Source organism: Antarcticibacterium arcticum, from assembly GCF_007993795.1.
In the GTDB taxonomy this organism is placed as follows: domain Bacteria; phylum Bacteroidota; class Bacteroidia; order Flavobacteriales; family Flavobacteriaceae; genus Gillisia; species Gillisia arctica.
The window spans coordinates 2998312-3018383 of record NZ_CP042476.1 but is presented as its reverse complement, the minus strand read 5'-3'; the positions used below and the strand labels follow the sequence as shown (position 1 = coordinate 3018383).

Below are 20072 nucleotides of genomic sequence, written 5' to 3'. Positions count from 1 at the left end.
AGTATAATTTTAAAAATAAATATTCTGTGCCAGTCTGTATGTATTGGCGTGAGCTTCAATAATAATCTTTATATCGGGAGAATATCCCCCGCCCATACTTACCTGCACAGGAATTTTAAGATCGTGACATACCTGCAGGACAAAGCGGTCCCGTTCCCTGCAACCCTCGATTGTGCAACCCAACTTCCCCAGTTTGTCGGTATGAAGAATATCAACTCCGCTCAGGTAAAATATAAAGTCCGGTTTCTGTTTTTCCAGTAAGCCCGGTAAAGTATCTTTTAAAACGCTTAGGTATTCATCATCTTTTGTCCCATCGGGAAGATCAATATCCAGGTTAGACTTTTCTTTTTTAAAAGGATAATTATTCCTTCCGTGCATTGAAAATGTAAAGACAGAAGGATCTTCTTCGAAAATTTTTGCGGTGCCATTACCCTGGTGTACATCAAGGTCTACCATAAGGATTTTCTCTGCCAGTTTATTATGCTGAAGATATCTTGCGGCTATCGCCTGGTCATTCAGTAAACAAAAGGCTTCCCCGTGGCCGGAGTATGCGTGATGTGTACCTCCTGCAATATTCATAGCAATCCCATATTGGAGTGCAAGTTCTGCTGCTTTTATAGTTCCACCAGCAATTATGAACTCCCTTTCAACGAGGCCCTTAGAAAGCGGAAATCCTGTTTTGCGCGAAGCACGGGCATCAATTTTAAGATCCTTTAATTTCTGAAAATAATCGCGGGTATGGACTCTCAAAACATCTTCCCCGCCTGCCGTCTTCGGTTCAAAGAAATTTTCTGGTGTGCATGTGCCTTCATGTAATAATTGCTTTGGCAAAAGCTCATACTTCTCCATAGGAAACCTGTGTCCTTCGGGCAAAGAATGCTTGTAGATAGGATGACAGGCGATTTTGAGCATTTGATTTTCTAAACTAATGTTAGTTCGAGCGTCGAGAACCAACTGGTACATACAATTCTCTTCTTAACCAAAGACCTCTTTACTACGCTCGGAATGACAAATCATTACTACTCCGGCTTATACTTATGATGGGTAGCATTTCGGCATTCCGCTAGTATTTGTAAAAGATCGAACTCTCCATTAATTAATGCCCGTTTCTTTTGAGCACTCCATTTTTTAATTTTCTTTTCAAAATAAATAGCCTGAATAACATCCAGAAATTCTTGTTGAAACTTAATTTCCACAGGCCTTCTTTTAAACGTAAAGCAATTTTTATTTAAGCCAGAATTATGTTCCTCTAACCTTCGTGCCACATTATTGGTTATACCTGTATAAAGTAGTTCGTCAATGCATTCTACAATATATACATAGTACAGTTTCATAACTTAATATTTATTAGTTGCACTAAATGTCAGTTCGAGCGCTATCCATAACGGTGTAAGGTTGTACTACCATCATAAAAAGACCCCTCGACTGCGCTCGGGGTGACACCCGTTCATGAATCCTAAATTTATCCAAAATGTCAGTTCGAGCGCAGTCGAGAACCAACCTTTACAAAGAACTCTCTTCTTAACTAAACACCCCTCGACTGCGCTCGGGGTGACAATACGGTTTAAAGACCAAAAACTACGAAATTACCGCTCCATTATCCACCCCTTCAACATCGGGGTTCAGGAATACCAGTTTTCCTTTGGGGTCTTCGGTCATAAGGATCATTCCTTCGCTTTCCACTCCGCGTAATTTGCGGGGGGCGAGATTGAGAAGTACTGTCACTTTTTTACCTATAATATCTTCGGGTTTAAAACTTTCAGCAATGCCTGAAACAATGGTGCGCACATCGAGTCCTGTGTTCACTTTTAATACCAGTAACTTATCCGCTTTCGGCATTTTGGTGGCTTCAATAATAGTTCCCACCCTCAGGTCCATTTTTGAGAAATCCTCGAAAGTGGCAGTTTCCTTTTGTTGTGTAACTTTCTTATTTTCGGCTTCGTTTGCTGCTTTTGTGGCTTCCAATTTATCTAGTTGTGTTTGAATTTGTTCATCTTCTATTTTGCTGAAAAGCAATTCTGCTTTTCCAATACGGTGCCCGGGAGACAGCAATATCTCTTTTGTTTCAATTTCATTCCAGGTGGTTCCTGAAGTCGCATTTTCCTGCTCCATATTCAAAATTTTCTTCAGTTTGGCTGAAGTAAACGGTAAAAAAGGCTCGCTAAGGGTGGCGAGTGCAGAAGCTATTTGCAACGCAACATTCATTACGGTTTTTACCCTCTCTCCCTCTGTTTTGATAAGTTTCCACGGCTCCTCATCGGCCAGGTATTTATTCCCCAACCTCGCGAGGTTCATTAACTCACCCTGCGCTTCGCGAAAGCGGTATTTTTCTATGGAACTTGCAATTACAGCAGGATATGCTCTTAAAGTAGCAAGGGTTTGCTCGTCAACTTCAGAATAGTTTCCCGCTGCGGGCACTTCTCCTTCATAATACTTATCTGTAAGCACCACTACCCTGTTTATGAAATTTCCAAAAACAGCTACCAGTTCATTGTTATTCCTGGCCTGAAAATCCTTCCATGTAAAATCGTTGTCCTTGGTCTCAGGAGCATTGGCCGTTAATGCGTAACGCAAAACATCCTGCTGACCAGGAAAATCTTCCAGATATTCATGAAGCCACACCGCCCAGTTCTTGGAGGTGGATAACTTTCTGCCTTCAAGATTCAAAAATTCGTTGGCAGGAACATTTTCCGGGAGAATATAGGATCCTTCTGCCTTCAACATTATTGGAAATATCACACAATGAAATACAATGTTATCTTTCCCAATAAAATGCACCAGTTTGGTGTCTTTGGCTTTCCAGTAATCTTCCCAGTTCTTTCCTTCCCTCGCTGCCCATTCCTTGGTTGAAGAAATATATCCAATAGGGGCATCAAACCATACGTACAGCACCTTTCCTTCTGCACCTTCTACAGGAACGGGAATTCCCCAGTCCAGGTCGCGGGTAACCGCGCGCGGGCGAAGGCCATCGTCTATCCAGGATTTTACCTGCCCGTACACATTCACTTTCCAATCGCGTTTGTGACCTACCAGAATCCAATCCTTGAGCCAGTTTTCATATTGATCCAACGGCAGGAACCAGTGTTTGGTCTCCTTCATTGTAGGCACTGCCCCGGTAATGGCCGACTTCGGATTAATAAGATCTGTGGCATTAAGCGAACTACCGCAGGTTTCACACTGGTCGCCATAAGCTTCCTCGTTTCCGCATTTGGGGCAGGTTCCTGTCACAAAACGATCTGCCAGAAATTGATCGGCTTCCGCATCGTATAATTGCTGATTGGTCTCTTCAATAAATTTTCCTTCCTCGTATAATTTTTTAAAGAATCCTGAAGCGGTCTCGTGATGAATTCCGGCAGAAGTGCGGGAATAATTATCAAATGACACCCCAAAATCAAGGAAGGATTGTTTAATAATACTGTGGTATTTATCTATAAGTTGTTGAGGGGTTATTCCCTCTTTTTTGGCCTTCATGGGAATAGCTACCCCATGTTCATCGCTACCGCACACAAATGCGACATCATTTCCCTGCATTCTTAAAAATCGCGCATAAATATCTGCAGGCACATACACCCCTGCTAAATGCCCAATATGTATGGGGCCATTTGTATAAGGTAAAGCTGCGGTAATAGTATATCGTTGTGGAGTAGTAATCATTAATTCCTTAAATTTTTGAGGGTGTAAAGGTAAGCAACTGCCAAATATTACACGTTAAATTCTTGTAAAAGACAATGCTGGTGCGGGAAATGTGTCTAATTTTAGCCCCTACTTAAACTAAAAAAATCTTTTCTTTCCTCCTGGGTTATGGGTGAGGAAAGTGCAAATCGCCGCATAACGCGGGGAAAATATTGAAAGTATGAAAAAACTGATCGTATTAATCTGCATTTTAATATTTGCTTCCTGTAAAAGTTCTAAATCCTCCGGCACTTCTGAAGACGTAGTTTCAAGCGGAAATTCTGTTAAAAGCGATAGATTTTTAATTGAAAACCTTTCTGAAATGAATTCGGAAGCCATAAATGCTGCCTATTCCGACGCAAATATTACCGAAGATGTAGGAATATTTGATGAGGGCACTGAAGAAAGAGCCTACACCATACTTTACCCCAATTCTCCTGATGAGATCCATATTACCTGGGAAGATGCGGATAAAAACAAAATTTACGATATCCGGTTTTCTGAAAGCGGAAAATGGAGATCATCAACTGGCATTAAAGTTGGCACCACTTATAATGAGTTAAATGAATTAAATGAAAAAGAGGTGTCTTTTTACGGATTTGGATGGGATTACAGTGGTGCCGTAAACTGGAATGACGGAAAATTTGAAGACAGTAACTTATTCGTGTTTCTTGAGGCGAAAAATATACCGGGAAAATTTTACGGAGATCACGTAATTAAAGCAAGCCCGGAAGAGATAGCTTTAATGGATCTCAAGGTGAAAACTATTATGTTTAAAAGGTAGCATCGTCTTTAGGACGCGAAAACCGCCTGCAGAAGTTATAATTTGTTGAAAATAAAGTACATTTAAAATTCCCTTCAATAAATAATCTGCTTCATGGCTGCACATAACGAATTAGGTAAAAAAGGAGAAGAACTTGCCGTAGAGCATCTCCGGAATAAAGGTTATGAGATAGTTGCCAGGAACTTTACTTTTCAAAAGGCAGAGGTAGATATTATTGCAAGAAAAGACAATATACTGTCTATCATAGAAGTAAAAACCCGCAGCACTCCGGACTTTGGGGATCCCCAGGAATTTGTAAAAGCCAGGCAATTACAACGCCTGGTAAAAGCAGTAGATCATTTTGTAGAAGAACATGACCTCGATGTGGAAGTGCGGTTTGATATTGTAGCCATTATTAAAAATAAAGCAGGCACCAGAATAGAGCATATTGAAGATGCATTTTTAGCGTTCGAATAAAATAATCATAGTATAAACTTCATAGTTCCCAGGAAAATAATTTAATAACCAACACCCCATTTAATCTCCCCAAAGCCTGCCCTACCCCATGAAGTTTAACCTAATCCTTGTTTTCATTGTTTTATTTATGGGGGCCTGCCCCCATGGTTTTTCGCAGGGAAAGAAAAATGAGGATGAAAATTTAAAATTATATAAGGGAATAGAAGAGTTTTCAAAAAAAACCAAACTCACAAAATTTATTCATAAACTGGTTTTCAGGCCAACCGGCAGCAATCCTCAGGCAAATTTTCAGAAACGACAGGAACGAAGTTATAAAAAATACCACGGGAAGATCATCAGGAATATTGAAATTAATGTTCTTGATCCTTTTGGCAGGGTTCTAAAAGATACTGCCGGGAGTGGTGAAAGCTGGATAGAAAAAACAGGTAATTCCCTGCACATACGAACCCACAAAGGAGTTATAAGGGACCTGCTTCTCTTTGAACTAAATAAACCCCTTGACAGTTTGTTAATAAGGGAATCTGAACGTTTAATAAGGAGCCAGTCCTTTATAAGAAGTGCAGCCATCACTGCGGAAAATACCACTGCATCAGATTCTGTAGATGTTTTTGTGCAACTCCAGGATGCCTGGAGTATTATCCCCGAAGGTTCCTTTTCTACCTCAAAAACGACTTTAGGAGTAAGGGAAAGGAATTTCCTTGGTACCGGCCACGACCTGAGAACCCATTTTACCAGGCATTTTGAACTTGGAGAAAATGCTTATGACGTACAGTATACCATACGTAATTTTAAAAATACCTTTATAAACACCAGCCTTGGTTACAGCTCTTTTCTGGATAATTCCTACTATAAAGGGATCAATATAGAAAGGATCTTCTACTCTCCTTTTGCAAGATGGGCAGGCGGAATTTATCTGGACCAACAGCTTAGAAAAGATTCTCTGGCAACAGATGCTTATGAAATGAGCAGTGAGCGGCTGCGGTATAACACATACGACTTTTGGGGAGGTCATTCTTTCCGGATCTTCAAAGGTGCTTCTGAAAATGACCGAACCACCAACCTTATAACTTCAGCAAGGCTCCTAAGGGTAGAATTTAAGGAAAGTCCCGGCGAGGAAATGGATCCTGATAATTTTTTCTCCAGCGAGACCTTTTATATGGGAAGCCTGGGAATCTCTTCCAGGCAGTTCGTGAAGGACCAGTACATCTTTAATTACGGGATCATTGAGGATGTGCCCGTAGGAACTATTTACGGAATAACCGGGGGTTATCAAAAAAAGAATAATACTGAAAGACTTTACCTTGGCGGCCGGGTAGCGTATGGCAACTATTTTAGCTGGGGGTTTATAAGCAGTAATTTTGAAGCCGGAAGCTTCTTTAGAGGGGAAAAAGCAGAACAGGCAACCTTCTCTTTTCAGGCCAATTATTTCACAAATTTGATAAATATAGGACCTCACTGGAAAGTGCGGCAATTTGTAAAACCACAGCTTTTATGGGGTAGCAACCGCTTAAATACTATTGGTGACAGGATAACACTTAATGAGAATGGCAGTTTGCTGGGATTATATGGCGCCAATTTCCCAGAACTGGAGGGGATTGGGATCCCGGGATATAACAGCAGGCTTTATGGTTCCCAAAAGTTCCTTCTCACCTTCCAAACCCAGTTCTATTCGCCCTGGAACATGTGGGGTTTTCGCCTTAATCCTTTTTTAAAATATTCCTTTGCCATGTTGGGCGATAAAAACAACCGTCTCCCCAATGGCAAGGTTTACAACTCAATTGGAGCAGGTTTTATAATAAGTAATGATTACCTCGTATTTGACGTTTTCCAACTGTCCTTTGCGTTTTTCCCCCGCATGCCCGGACAGGGATCTGACATATTCCGGTTCAACGCCTTTAATACTACCGATTTCGGATTTCAGGATTTTGAATTTGGAAAGCCCCGAACTGTTTTGTACCGTTAACTGAAGTGAGAAAAAGGGACCTAATGAGAAGACCTCACAGGTTTTAAAAACCTGTGAGGTCTTTTCCAAATAATTTCACTAATAGGCCTTTTAGGAAGGATTATTTTCCTTCAACCTCCTCCTTCACCCTGATATCTAAAGGCTCCAAAACTTTCAAAGCCCGCTCCACTGAAGTGATCTTCTCAAAAGTTAATAAAAGCCTCAACCCGGCCCTGGTTTTCTTCTCCTTCATGGTACAGGAATTCGAATGAGTTTGAACGTATTGCAGTACCCTGGTAAATGCAGAGGTCTGGTAAAAACCAGATTGTTGATCGGCAATAAAATAGCCTATTAATTTGCCTTGTTTCATCACTACTTTTTCCAAACCAATGTGGGACGCGATCCATTTTATACGCACGCTGTTCAAAAGATCTGCGGCCTGGGTGGGCAATTCTCCGAAACGGTCTACCAGTTTAGCTTCAAATTTTTGCAGTTCTTCTTCGGTCTTCACTCCGTTTAATTCGGTGTAAAGATTTAATCTTTCTGAAATATTGTTGATGTAATCATCAGGAAACAGCAATTCGAAATCGGCATCTATCTGGGTGTCTTTCACAAAGACTTTGTCTTCAATATTCTCAGATTCCGCATACAAATCTTTAAACTCATTTTCCTTGAGCTCTTCAATGGCTTCATTTAATATTTTCTGGTAGGTGTCAAAGCCTATTTCGTTGATAAATCCGCTTTGCTCGCCACCCAACAGGTCTCCCGCCCCGCGGATCTCAAGATCCTTCATTGCGATATTAAACCCGCTGCCCAGTTCGCTGAACTGTTCCAGAGCGGTGATTCTTTTTCTCGCATCATCTGTCATTGCCGAGTATGGCGGAGTGATAAAATAGCAAAATGCCTTTTTATTGCTTCGGCCCACGCGCCCCCTCATCTGGTGCAGATCTGAAAGTCCGAAATTATTGGCATTATTGATAAAAATAGTATTGGCATTGGTAACATCAAGACCACTTTCAATAATAGTTGTGGAAACCAGTACATCAAATTCGCCGTTCATAAAGGAAAGCATTAAATTCTCCAGTTTCTTTCCTTCCATTTGCCCGTGGCCTATACCAACTTTAGCATCGGGCACCAGTCGCTGGATGAGACCCGCGACTTCTTTGATATTCTCAATCCTGTTGTGAATAAAGAACACCTGCCCTCCCCGCTGGATCTCATACGAGATCGCATCGCGGATACTTTCCTCTGTAAACCGCACCACGTGGGTTTCAATAGGGTAACGGTTTGGTGGCGGGGTGGTAATTGTACTAAGGTCCCTCGCGGCCATTAAGCTGAATTGTAGTGTACGTGGAATTGGCGTTGCCGTTAAGGTTAAAGTGTCCACATTTTCCTTGATGGTCTTCAGCTTATCTTTTACAGCAACTCCAAATTTTTGTTCTTCGTCTACAATAAGCAATCCCAGATCTTTAAATTTAACCGTTTTGCTCACCAGCTGGTGTGTTCCAATAATGATATCCACCCTCCCGTTCTCAAGATCAGCCAGGGTGTCCCGGCGCTCTTTCGCGGTTCGGAATCTGTTAAGGTAATCTACCGTAACCGGAAAATCCTTCAGCCTTTCAGTAAATGTTTTATGATGCTGGAATGCCAGAATGGTTGTGGGCACTAAAACTGCCACCTGCTTGCCATTATCTACCGCTTTAAAAGCAGCGCGAATGGCGACTTCTGTCTTTCCGAAGCCAACATCCCCGCACACCAGGCGATCCATGGGGCGTTCGTTTTCCATATCTTCCTTCACCGCCGCCGTCGCCGTTGTTTGGTCTGGAGTATCTTCATAAATAAAGGAGGCCTCGAGCTCGTGCTGCAAGTAGGAATCGGGCCCAAAGGCAAAGCCTTTTTGCAACCTTCGTTTGGCGTATAACTCGATGAGATTATAAGCAATATGCTTTACGCGCGATTTGGTCTTTTCCTTTAAGTTCTTCCAGGCATTGCTACCCAGCTTATATATTTTTGGCGGTTTCCCGTCCTTGCCGTTGAATTTTGAAATCTTGTGCAGGGAGTGAATGCTCAGGTACAAAATATCGCGCTCGCCGTATACCAACTTGATCGCTTCCTGCATTTTTCCTTCAACATCTATTTTTTGAAGCCCGCCAAATTTCCCTATTCCATGGTCAATATGAGTAACATAATCGCCCACTTCCAGGTTGGTAAGTTCCTTAAGTGTTATCGCCTGTTTTTTAGCATAGCCATTCTTAAGCTGAAATTTGTGATAGCGTTCAAAGATCTGGTGGTCTGTATAACAGGCCATTTTTGAAGTATGATCAATAAAGCCCTGAAACATAGAAAGCACAGGGGTATGGTATTTCACCTCCCGCTCCTGATCGTCGAAAATATCGTGAAAACGTTTCGCCTGCTGCTCGCTTACGCAAAAAATATAATTGGAATAACCCGCCTCTGTATTTTCAATAAGGTTGTCTATCAACAGGTCGAACTGCTTATTAAAAGAGGGCTGGGGTTTCGTGTTGAATTCGATAACCTCCTGCGCACCAAGGTATGATTGCGTACTGAGTTCCACTACATTAAAATCCAGCATCTGCCTTTTGATCATCTCTGCATTACAAAAGAGCTCCTCAGGCGTGCTGCGTTTTATTTCTTCTGAAGTGGTTTTAAAAGCCTCCACCGCTTTGCTGAAGAGTTTATCCATTTGCGCGGTAAACAGGTCGAGATCCTTTATGAATACCGTAGTATTTGCTGCGATATACTTCAGAAAACTTTCGCGCTTCTCATCCAATTTTTTGTTCTCCACATTCGGCATTACAGAGATCTTCTTCACCTGCTCTGTAGAAAGCTGGGTTTCCACATCAAAGCTTCGCATACTGTCTACCTCATCTCCAAAAAACTCGATCCTGTACGGTTCATCATTGCTGAAGGAGAACACATCTATGATCCCACCCCTTACCGAAAATTCTCCAGGCTCTGTCACAAAATCTACCCTTCTAAACTTGTACTCAAACAACACCTCATTCACAAAATCCAGGGAAAGATGATCTCCCACAGCTATTTTAAGGGTGCTACGGTCCAGCTCTTTCCGGGTTACTACTTTTTCAAAAAGCGCATCGGGATAGGTAACAATAATTGCTGGTTTCTTACGGGAATTTATCCGGTTTAAAACCTCAGCCCGCAATAACACATTGGCATTATCTGTCTCCTCCAGCTGGTAAGGACGGCGGTAACTGCCCGGATAGAAAAGCACATTTTTATCCCCCACCAGTTGTTCCAGGTCATTGAGGTAGTATGCAGCCTCTTCCTTGTCATTAAAAACCAGTAAAAAGGGCATTTCTACCTCTTCAAATGCATCGGCAATTGAAAAAGAAAGTGCCGAACCAACAAGGCCTTTCAGGTGAATTTTCGTTGTATTTTTTGAGGACTGGACGAGGGAATCCCGCAGTTTCTGTTGTGGCAGAGACTTCGCAAAATTTTGGGCAATAGAAGTTTTACTCATTGAGGCAAAGGTAATTCCATCATTTTGCCTTTACAACACCTCAAGGCTTTTTTTAACTTTTGATTAGGGCTGAAAAAAATACTTTTGAATAAATCACAATTACAACACCTTCTTTTGGGGATTTTGCCAGGTATTAAATACCGAATAGACAATTATTTCTGTTTTCCGAATCTCAAAAATAATCAGGTATGGAAATTTTTTAATAAAGGCCTCACGATATGGCATTCTCTTTAGGGGGAACTGCTCGGGGGTCTTCGTGATTCTTATAAAATAACTTTCAAGATGTTTTATAAATCTTTCACCTAATCCCGCCTTGACGGATTCATAATAGAAATAAGCCTCATTAATTTCGTCCTTAGCCTTAGGAATTATTTTAATTTTATAGATCATTTTTTGGAAGCATTCCTAATACTTTCCTTTACCTCATCCCAGGTATAAGAATCTTCCGGGTCTCCCAAATATGCTTCTCTTCGCCTGTCAATCTCCTCATAATCTTCTTCATATAGTTCCGGTTGATTTTTCTCACCTTCCAGATAACTTTCTATTAAGGCCTTGAGAATTTTAAGTAGTCGCTCATCGGCTTCATCAATATATTTCAGGACGGTCTTTTTCAGGGCTTCGGCTTCCATAATAATTATAAAAAATCGGTTACTGTCAATTTAAGCATTATATTAAAATTATAGAAAATTATTTTACCATTTTAATAACAGCATAACAGCCGCAGTATGGGTAAATTTCCACAAATTAACCCTCCAAATGGCATTTAAGGATTACGACGTATTTATAATTGGTACCGGTACAGCCGGAAAAAATGTGGCGAAAGCCTGCGCAAGCGCGGGATTGACTGTGGGAATGGCAGATAATCGTGAATACGGAGGCACCTGTGCCAATGCCGGCTGCGATCCTAAAAAAGTGCTGTTGGGGGTAACAGAGATCCTTGAAAAGGCTGAAAAAATGCTGGGCAAGGGTATTACAAAATTACCAGGGATAAGTTGGGAGGATTTGATGCTTTTCAAGTACACTTTTGTGGATGCTGTTCCCGCTGCAACAGAGAAGAACTTAAAGGACCTGGGAATCGACCTGTATCACCAGTCCCCTAAATTTCTTGATGAACAAACTTTATCTGTCGAAGGAAAGACAATTTCAGCCACCAATATAGTTATCGCCACCGGGCAGGTACCTATGGAACTTCCCATTCCGGGTAGAGAACTCGCCCTAATAAGTGATGATTTCCTGAATTTAAAGGAACTTCCCAAAAGTATGATCTTCATTGGGGCGGGTTATATTGGGATGGAATTTGCCCATCTTGCCGCACGATTTGGCGTAGAAGTTACTATGCTGGATTTTGCACCACGGCCCCTGATGAATTTTGATGAGGATCTGGTTAACCTCCTCGTAAAAACATCGGAAAACCTGGGAATAAAATTCCACTTTAATGCCGAAGTAAGCGGAATTGAAAAGTTGCGAAAGAATTTTAGAGTGAAAGCAAATCAAGGTGGAAGGGAAATTTCAGTGAAAGCAGAAATGTTGTTTAACACCGCCGGAAGAGTACCTTCTATTGCAGATCTTGATCTCGAAAAGGGAAATGTGGCCTTCAGCAAAAAAGGGGTTAGCGTGAATGACTTTTTGCAAAACATAACTAATAAAAATGTATTTGCCTGCGGGGATGTCTCAGATAGTGCCGGTTTGGCCCTCACTCCTCTTTCTTCCCTGGAAGCAGATGTGGTGGCGCACAACCTCCTAAATAAAAAAATGAAAAAGGCGGTGTACCCTGCGCAGCCTTCGGTGGTATTTACCCTACCCAACCTTGCTTCCGTAGGAATATTGGAAGCAGAGGCAAAGGAAAAGGGTCACGAGATCATTATTGAACATAAGGAGGTAGCAGATTGGTTCAATGCCAAAAGGATCAATGAAAAGGTGTATGCTTACAAGACTATTGTGGATAAAAAAACAGGATTGATCCTGGGCGCACATTTAATTGGGCCCGAAGCCGCAGAAGTGATCAACCTTTTTGCCATGGCTATTAACACCAAAACTGATCACGAAACATTAAAGGAGATGATCTTCGCTTATCCTACCTGGGGAAATGATGTAAAGGGGATGGTATAGCAGAATCAAGGTTCAAAATTCAAGGTTCAAAATTCAAGATTTAAACACCAAAACAGACAAACCTATGCACTAATCATCACTCACTATTCACTAATTTATCCCAACAATAAACTACAAACCCCAAACAAAAAACCTATTTACTCCTCACTACTCACTATTCCCTGTGATCCCCCTTTACCAACTTATACATAGGATTGGTTTTTCGGTTTATGTAGCCGTGATAAAGAGCATAAATTCCAATAATTACCGCCCCGCCTAGGGCAACATACCCAATAATGGGCATACGGTAACTATGCCTTACATAGATCGCGATGAGCGCCCAGATACCAACTGCAGCAAATTCGCGCATATTCCTTCTGTAGATGATCAAAAGGTTGATAAACACTGCTACAAGGATCATAATTATTGTCCATTGCCTTTCGGTAAAGATCCAGCCGTCCCAGCCAATTTTTGAGAGAAAGGAGGCTACATTGGCAATGGTTGCCACTGTGATCCAGCCTGCATATAAACAAATAGGCCACCAGGTAAACGCGATGGTGCTGAATGGCGCATCCCACTTTTCCATCCGGGTATTTCGTATCACCATAATAAGAGAGAACAGGATCACGAACATAAATATGACCGAGAGGCCTGTGAACTCAAATAACCACACCACTACCCAACCCGCATTGGCGAAATTGGCAAGGGCAAACCAGGGACCTGTTTGGGCAATAAAATCGGCATCCCGCTCACTAAAAAAAGCGCAATAGATCTGGTAACCACAATAAACAAGAAGAGCGATAAAAATAATTCCCCATATTGAGAAAGCGTAGCCCTGGGGGGTGAAAAGATTCCGGTATTCCTGGCTCAAACTGCCAATTGTATTGTTATTAAACTGAAGGGTTTGGGAAATGTAGTTTACAATAATAACCAATATCACTGAAAGTAAATTCAGAATGGTAAGATTTCGGGACATTCCAGGTACTTTGATAGTTAGTACACTAAAATTACCTCTTTTTTTGTAATTGCATACACCCTATCCCCAACATTTGGCCTTATCCAATAATTTCCGGTAAATTCACCGAAGGCCGGAAGTATCATTTGCACATCGCTTTTGTAAAAACACCGCAGCTTTAATTGCTGCCTTCCCACACCATTGAGTTTATAGCCCGGGTGTAAATGGCCGCAGATATTATAGTGTTCTTCCCGTTCTTCGGGATGGTGGGTGAGCAAAAAATCATCAATGATCAATTCAGGAAATATCCTGATACGAAGGGCTTCATATTTTAATTCTGAAATAATATCGTGATTTCCTATTACCAGCATTACCTGTGCAGAAATGTCCTGCATCCAGTTTTCAAAAAGATCCCATTCCAGGTTGAGGGAACTGTGAAACAAATCTCCCAGAAAACAAATACGGGATGGTTGAAAATAATCAACCACTTCAGATAAACGTTCAAAATTCTGGGCAATGGCATTCTGCGGAACTGCACTGCCATATTTTCTAAAATGGGAGATCTTTCCCAAATGCACATCGCTTATAAGAAGCATTTGTTTCTCTTCCCAAAACATTACACCGGAAGGATGTAAACTAAAATTTTGCCCTTTTATCTCAATTCTTTCTATCACGCGGCAAAAATATCGAATTTCTCTCTATTTTTCCCACTGAAGCAGCATCCGTTTTATGCGATCTTCCAGTTTTTCTGAAGTTAATTTTTCACGCAGTCTGTCGGTAATAATCGGGAAAGCAAAGGGAGTAGGTTTCTCACAGGCTTTCCAGATGATGTTTTGACTGGAAATTCTTTCCAGCGCCAGCCTTAATCTCCCTTCCTCTAATTGATGTTCAAAGGTTTCCCGGAAAGCCTGCAGGAACAAAAGATTTTCGGGTTCATAATCCCTGAAGACACTAAACAGCAATTGCGAATTGGCCTGTAAATGTTTGCTCTTGATCAATTTATTCGGAAATCCTGTAAACACCATCCCCGCAATAACGGCTATATCGCGAAATTTTCTTCGCGCCATTTCGGTTGAATTCAGGCTGTTGTTCAGGTCATTCATAAGGTAGGAAGAAGAAAAAAGATCATTATCCAGGACCTGTTGCATATCAATTTCCTGGTCAGAGAGTAATTCAAATCCGTAATCATTAAAAGCCAGCGTAAAACTTATGGGCGACAGCAAGCTAATGCGGTAAGCAAGCAAACTGCTTAATGCCTCATGCACGAACCGGCCCTCAAAGGGATAAAATATCGCGTGATAGCCTTCCCGGGTCTTAAAGGTCTCTATTAAAAATTCATTTTTCCCGGGAATGATAGATTCCCGCTGCTGCCGCTCGAAAATTGGCTGCAAGGCCGAAAGCTCACGGGACTTCCCGCCACCGGCCAGCGCCGATTCCTGGGCTGCATACATTTCCTCGCGAAGGAGTTCGCTCATTTGGGCTGAAAAACCCATCCTCCCTCCCAGCCAGCTGGGAACTTTGGAGTTCTTTTTCTTTGAGGGCCTTACCAGAACCTGCATTCCTTTGATACGCGCGAGTTCCAGATTTCTCCCCGCAAAGGTAAAAGAGTCGCCCGGGGTAAGTTTGGAAATGAACCATTCCTCGATAGTTCCAATATAGCCCCCACTCATAAATTTTACGCTCAGCATAGCGTCGCTTACAATTGTGCCAATTTGCAGGCGGTGCCGCATCGCTACCCCGCGGTCATTCACCTTAAAAAGACCGTCTTCCTCGATCGCTACTTTTTTGTATTCGTCATAAGCCTGCAGGCTCTGACTCCCTTTTGTGATAAAATTGAGCAGCCATTTCCATTGTTCATCGGTTATTCCCTGGAAGCAGAAAGTAGCTTTGATCTCTGGATAAATATCCTTCGGAAAAAATCCGTTGGAAACAGCGAGAGTGGTTAAATACTGCACCAGGACATCAAAACTCAGCAAGTATGGGATCCTGTCTTCTACTACCGTTTCGCTCACTGCTTTTTGCAAGGCCGAAGCTTCTATGAGTTCAATTGCGTGGGTAGGGAGAAAATAAATAATGCTTTCTTTTCCCGGCTGGTGACCACTTCGTCCAGCCCGTTGAATAAACCTCGCCACACCTTTGGGCCCTCCTATCTGGATAATGGTTTCAACGGGAGCAAAATCTACCCCCAGGTCAAGACTGGAAGTACACACCACGGCTTTCAAACTTTCATTTCGTATTGCCTGCTCCACCCAAATCCGGGTCTCTTTGGCCATACTCCCGTGGTGCATCGCTACCTCGCCAGCAAACTCGGGATACAGGTGCATTAATTTCTGAAACCAAAGTTCACATTGCGAGCGGGTATTGGTAAAAATAAGTGTTGTTTTCGAAGCTCTTATAATGGGCACCACCTCAGCGATAAGGTGCATTCCCAGATGACCACGCCACGGAAATTTTTCCATTTTCTCCGGAATGATGGATTTCACGGTGATCTTTTTATTGAGATGAGCCCTTATCAATTCTGAATTCTGGTAAGCCGGGGACGCCGGTCCCAACAACACTTCCCTTGCCTCCTGCAGGTTTCCTATAGTCGCCGAAATACCCCAGATCTTCATCTTTTTTGACACCGTCTTCAATCGGGAAAGACCCAGCTCTACCTGCACTCCGCGTTTTGTTCCCAGCAGCTCGTGCCACTCATCAATGATAATAGCGTTGAGATTTTTAAAGGTCTTGTCATAATCTTTGGATGCAAGGAGCAGCTGCAGGCTTTCGGGTGTGGTAATCAACAGGTCCGGCATAGATTTTCTCTGGGCAGCACGATCTTTCATTGAAGTATCACCTGTTCTGATTCCAACAGTAAGCTGAGTGCCCATTTCCTCTGCAAATCGACTGGCGGCTTGTTCAATTTCTACAGACAGCGCCCGCAATGGGGTTATCCATATGGCTTTTAATCCCGGTTTGCGCTTGGTCTTATAATCGGGATTATTATTTATGTATTCCAACACAACAGGGATCCAGAGCGCATAGGTCTTCCCGCTCCCGGTGGGAGCGTTCAACAACCCGTTCTTCCCGTGGAAATAAGCTTTCCAGGTTTGTTTTTGAAAAGCAAAAGGCTTCCACCCCTGCCCCTCAAACCAGGATTCTGCTAATTTTATAAGTTGTGTTTGGTTCATTTGATCATCAACTTTTATTTTTTGCAAGGGTTAAATTTCCCGCAGATTTAAAAAGATTATAGCAGATTGCCGCAGATTTTTGGAAGTTGTTCTGCGACAATCTGCTTTTAATCTGCGGTATCCACGGGAAAAAATTCAAGGAACTAAATTTTTATTTATAAATCTGGTTCAAACTCCCCCTTCGGGGGTTGGGGGGCTTTTACTGTATCAACCCCTTCAAATCTTCTATAGTATTAGCTTCTTCTATCTTTTTATCCTGTCGCCATCGCAGAATTCTTGGAAATCTTGTGGCGACCCCGCTTTTGTGGCGTTTAGATTCGGCTACACCTTCAAAAGCAATCTCGAAAACGTGGTGTGGCACCACACTTCTCACGGGGCCAAAACGTTCGAGGGTGTTCTTCTTAATCCAGGCATCCACTTTTCTAAATTCGGCATCGGTGAGACCCGAATAGGCTTTCGCGAAAGTGACCAGCTCTTTTTTCTCCTCATCCCATAACCCAAAAGTATAATCTGTAAATAGATTGGTTCTTCTTCCATGACCACGCATAGCGTAGGTGAGGACCGCATCAATCGTAAGCGGGGCAACCTTCCACTTCCACCAGTCTCCCTTTTTTCTTCCTACCAGATATGGTGAGTCGAGTCTTTTAAGCATCAGGCCTTCCGATCGTTCTTCGCGGGCGCGTTCTCTTTCTGCCGCTACCTCATCCCAATGGGTAAAAGAAATGGTTTCTGAGAGGTGGAGCGGAAACCTTCCGGCAGGATATTCCGAAGAAATTTCAGAATACAGTTTTTCAAGTATTATCCTTCTTTCAGCATAAGCTATCTCCCTTATATCTTTTCCCTCCCACTCCAGCACATCATAGGCTTTCAGAATGACCGGGGTTTTTTCAAGGAGGGATTTAGAAACTGTTTTACGGCCTATCCGGGTTTGCAGGTCATTAAAAGTGCCTATTTCCCCTTCAGGAAACGGGAGGATCTCCCCGTCCAGCACCGTGCCGTTGGGGATGGCATCAATAAATGCGCGGAATTCCGGATATTTATCGGTCACCAGTTCTTCTCCCCTGCTCCATACAAATAATTCATCATTACGAATTATCACCTGCGAGCGAATCCCGTCCCATTTATGTTCTGCGGTCCAATCCCGCACATCCCCAAGGGCATCCACTTCATTTTCGATAGCATATGCAAGGTAGAATGGATAGGGTTTGGAAAGGTAATCTTCTTCATTTTCCTCGAGTATCAACTGGGTAAAAGTGATCCTGGCGGGATCCCAGTTGCCCATAAGTTTATAGGCGAGAATATCTTCATCTACATTGGTAGCTTTAGCAAGCGCGCGGGTCATTAATTTTTGACTTACGCCTATCCTGAAACTTCCCGTTATGAGCTTGCTGAAGACAAAGCGCTCGTAATAATTAAGTTCAGTCCAATTCTCAAATAGATATTGCTTTTTCTCCTCTTCGGTTTTTGATTTGAGTTCTATAATTTCCAACAGGTACTGGGTCAAGCTTTTTTCGGAATTGGTTTCAGATACCGGGATCACCAATGCAATGGTTTCTGCAAGATCTCCCACTATGTGATAGGAATCTTCAAACAACCAGAGGGGAATATTTGCCAGTTCTGAAGCCCAGGTTCTTAGTAAAGTAGTGTTAACCGGGCGGGGTGGGCGGCGGTGCGACAGGATGGCAATAGCCCAAACCTTATCCCTGTCATCTGCAACCCGAAAATACTCCGTGAGCGCCTCCACTTTTAAGGTGGTTTTATTGGTGCTATCCAGCTTACTAATAAGTTCTGCAAAATTTTTCATCCTCTCCCAGCGACCTCTCTTATTAAAAAGGGGCTATTTATGAATTACTATTTTTATTTGATGCTATTTTGACATTTGCTTTTTCCTCATCGGGAACAAGGTCATCTGCATTCTCACCCTTGCTTTCCATTTCTCCCATTTCACCTTCATATTGGGTTTCCTCTGTACGGGCATCGTATCCAAGCTCGCAGAGATATCTTGAAAAAATATCTGTATAGCCATGGGTGCAAATTACTTTCTCACAACCGGTAGCTTTTATGGAGCTCAATAATCCTTCCCAATCACAATGATCGCTTAATACAAAACCTTTATCTATTGCTCTTCGCCTTCTTGCTCCCCGGAATGCCATCCAGCCACTTGCCGACCCGGTAACATAGGGAACCATTTTCCTTATCCAGGGAGACCCATGGGCACTTGGCGGTGCCAGAACTATGTTGCCTTTCAATTCCTCTTTTTTTGTCTCTCGTGTGACCCTGATGGTTTCGGGCATATTTATCAAGGGTCTAACTACTTCAGTCATATTTTCTATAGCCCCATGGGTATATATCTTCCCTATAGATGGATCAAGATGTTTAAGCAGGCGCTGCGCCTTGCCCAGGGAATAACCAAAGAGTATGGAGGTTCGCCCGTCTTCCCGGTTTTGCTGCCACCATTCGTTTATCTTTTTCATCACTTCTACCTGGGGTGTCCAGGTGAATGCGGGCAGTCCAAAGGTGCATTCGGTAATAAAGGTGTGGCATTTTACAACTTCATAGGGTACTGCCACGCCATCATCTTCGGTTTTATAATCGCCTGTAAATACCCAAATCTCTCCTTTGTATTCTACCCGTATTTGGGAAGAGCCAATTATATGTCCTGCGGGATGCAGGGAAAATTTAACCCCGTTTATTGTAAAAGTTTCATTCCAGTCTTTACCTGCCACCTCTATTTCTCCAAGGCGGTGTTTAATTATAGGAACATTTGTATGATGCGTGATATACTGTTTGTGGCCCCATCGGGAATGATCTGCATGCCCGTGGGAAATAATGGCCTTATCTACGGGTTTCCATGGATCCAGGTATACATTTGCCACCTCACAGTAGATCCCTTTATTGTTAAAAGCTAATAATGGCTGCTTCATTTAGTTCTTTAAGAATTAATGAAATTATGAAAATTACAAGCCTTGCTCTTAGCGATTAAGAAAAGATTAGCGATTGTAAACCCTCATTTTTTGAATAATATTGATTTCAAATGCCTAAAGGTTTAAGTATATTTGTATCATATAAAAATTAAAGAAATGTCATTTTCAGATCTGTATGGCTCCGGGGAGCATGTTAGAAATTTAGGCCACTTTGCGGCTATTGTTAATATGGCTGCAATAGACGGGGAAATAAGCCAGCGTGAAGAAAAATTATTGCGCCGCTTTGCATCCAAACTTGATATAAGCGATGAGGAATATATTAAAGTGGTTGATAACCCAAATGCCTATCCAATTCACCCTCCCAATTCCTATGAAAGAAGGCTTTCTACCCTACATGACCTTTTTGTGATCATTTTTGCTAATCATGAAATGGATGAAGATGAAGCACATTTATTAAAAAGATATGCTATTGGCCTTGGTTTTTCCCAGGAACAATCTGAAAAGATCATTACCAGGTCAATCCAGATCTTTTCAGGAGAACTGGATTTCGAAGATTACAAATACCTGCTTACAAGATAA

16 protein-coding genes are annotated in these 20072 nt (G+C 42.2%); 5 read left to right on the top strand and 11 right to left on the bottom strand.

Annotated elements, in window-relative coordinates:
- Positions 1–9: 9 nt before the first annotated feature.
- The 3 genes from FK178_RS13660 to metG form a co-directional block, all read right to left on the bottom strand.
- Entirely contained in the window at positions 10–912 is a 903-nt protein-coding gene (locus tag FK178_RS13660) for a histone deacetylase family protein (RefSeq protein ID WP_146837692.1), read from the bottom strand.
- Between the two features lie 107 nt (positions 913–1019).
- Positions 1020–1334, bottom strand: coding sequence for a GIY-YIG nuclease family protein (locus FK178_RS13655; protein WP_146836360.1), 315 nt, complete (start codon positions 1332–1334; stop codon positions 1020–1022).
- Between the two features lie 244 nt (positions 1335–1578).
- Positions 1579–3654, bottom strand: a complete 2076-nt coding sequence (metG, locus tag FK178_RS13650; RefSeq protein ID WP_146836357.1) for a methionine--tRNA ligase — start codon at positions 3652–3654, stop codon at positions 1579–1581.
- Between the two features lie 199 nt (positions 3655–3853).
- Here metG and FK178_RS13645 point away from each other — a divergent pair, with 199 nt between their 5' ends.
- The 3 genes from FK178_RS13645 to FK178_RS13635 all read left to right on the top strand — a co-directional run bounded on the left by FK178_RS13645 (position 3854) and on the right by FK178_RS13635 (position 6875).
- Positions 3854–4456: a hypothetical protein gene (locus FK178_RS13645; RefSeq protein ID WP_146836354.1), complete on the top strand. Its 603-nt coding sequence runs from the start codon at positions 3854–3856 to the stop codon at positions 4454–4456.
- A 93-nt stretch (positions 4457–4549) separates the two neighbouring features.
- Entirely contained in the window at positions 4550–4912 is a 363-nt protein-coding gene (locus FK178_RS13640) for a YraN family protein (RefSeq protein WP_146836351.1), read from the top strand.
- Between the two features lie 88 nt (positions 4913–5000).
- On the top strand, positions 5001–6875 hold the full coding sequence (locus tag FK178_RS13635) for a hypothetical protein (protein WP_240793844.1): 1875 nt from the start codon (positions 5001–5003) through the stop codon (positions 6873–6875).
- Between the two features lie 100 nt (positions 6876–6975).
- Here the strand turns inward: FK178_RS13635 and mfd are convergent, their stop codons facing one another.
- The 3 genes from mfd to FK178_RS13620 form a co-directional block, all read right to left on the bottom strand.
- Positions 6976–10356, bottom strand: a complete 3381-nt coding sequence (gene mfd / locus FK178_RS13630) for a transcription-repair coupling factor (RefSeq protein WP_146836348.1) — start codon at positions 10354–10356, stop codon at positions 6976–6978.
- A gap of 99 nt (positions 10357–10455) precedes the next feature.
- Positions 10456–10746, bottom strand: coding sequence for a type II toxin-antitoxin system RelE/ParE family toxin (locus tag FK178_RS13625; protein ID WP_146836345.1), 291 nt, complete (start codon positions 10744–10746; stop codon positions 10456–10458).
- Positions 10743–10985 (bottom strand): addiction module protein, encoded by a 243-nt coding sequence (locus FK178_RS13620; protein WP_146836342.1) that lies wholly within the window; start codon positions 10983–10985, stop codon positions 10743–10745. Before FK178_RS13620 ends, FK178_RS13625 begins: the two co-directional genes overlap by 4 nt.
- Before the next feature lie 127 nt (positions 10986–11112).
- Here FK178_RS13620 and FK178_RS13615 point away from each other — a divergent pair, with 127 nt between their 5' ends.
- Positions 11113–12465, top strand: coding sequence for a dihydrolipoyl dehydrogenase family protein (locus tag FK178_RS13615; RefSeq protein ID WP_146836339.1), 1353 nt, complete (start codon positions 11113–11115; stop codon positions 12463–12465).
- A 154-nt stretch (positions 12466–12619) separates the two neighbouring features.
- On the opposite strand, the gene FK178_RS13610 is transcribed toward FK178_RS13615, so the two are convergent.
- The 5 genes from FK178_RS13610 to FK178_RS13590 form a co-directional block, all read right to left on the bottom strand.
- Entirely contained in the window at positions 12620–13420 is an 801-nt protein-coding gene (locus tag FK178_RS13610) for a tryptophan-rich sensory protein (RefSeq protein ID WP_146836336.1), read from the bottom strand.
- Between the two features lie 17 nt (positions 13421–13437).
- The gene (gene pdeM / locus FK178_RS13605; protein ID WP_146836333.1) at positions 13438–14073 is read right to left on the bottom strand and encodes a ligase-associated DNA damage response endonuclease PdeM; all 636 of its coding nucleotides are present in this window, start codon (positions 14071–14073) and stop codon (positions 13438–13440) included.
- A 24-nt stretch (positions 14074–14097) separates the two neighbouring features.
- Positions 14098–16569, bottom strand: coding sequence for a ligase-associated DNA damage response DEXH box helicase (locus FK178_RS13600; RefSeq protein WP_146836330.1), 2472 nt, complete (start codon positions 16567–16569; stop codon positions 14098–14100).
- A 199-nt stretch (positions 16570–16768) separates the two neighbouring features.
- Positions 16769–18373, bottom strand: coding sequence for an ATP-dependent DNA ligase (locus FK178_RS13595; protein WP_146836327.1), 1605 nt, complete (start codon positions 18371–18373; stop codon positions 16769–16771).
- Between the two features lie 37 nt (positions 18374–18410).
- The gene (locus FK178_RS13590) at positions 18411–19493 is read right to left on the bottom strand and encodes a ligase-associated DNA damage response exonuclease (protein WP_146836323.1); all 1083 of its coding nucleotides are present in this window, start codon (positions 19491–19493) and stop codon (positions 18411–18413) included.
- A 156-nt stretch (positions 19494–19649) separates the two neighbouring features.
- Here FK178_RS13590 and FK178_RS13585 point away from each other — a divergent pair, with 156 nt between their 5' ends.
- Positions 19650–20072 carry a tellurite resistance TerB family protein gene (locus tag FK178_RS13585; protein ID WP_146836320.1) on the top strand — a complete coding sequence of 141 codons (423 nt, stop codon included), beginning with the start codon at positions 19650–19652 and terminating at the stop codon, positions 20070–20072.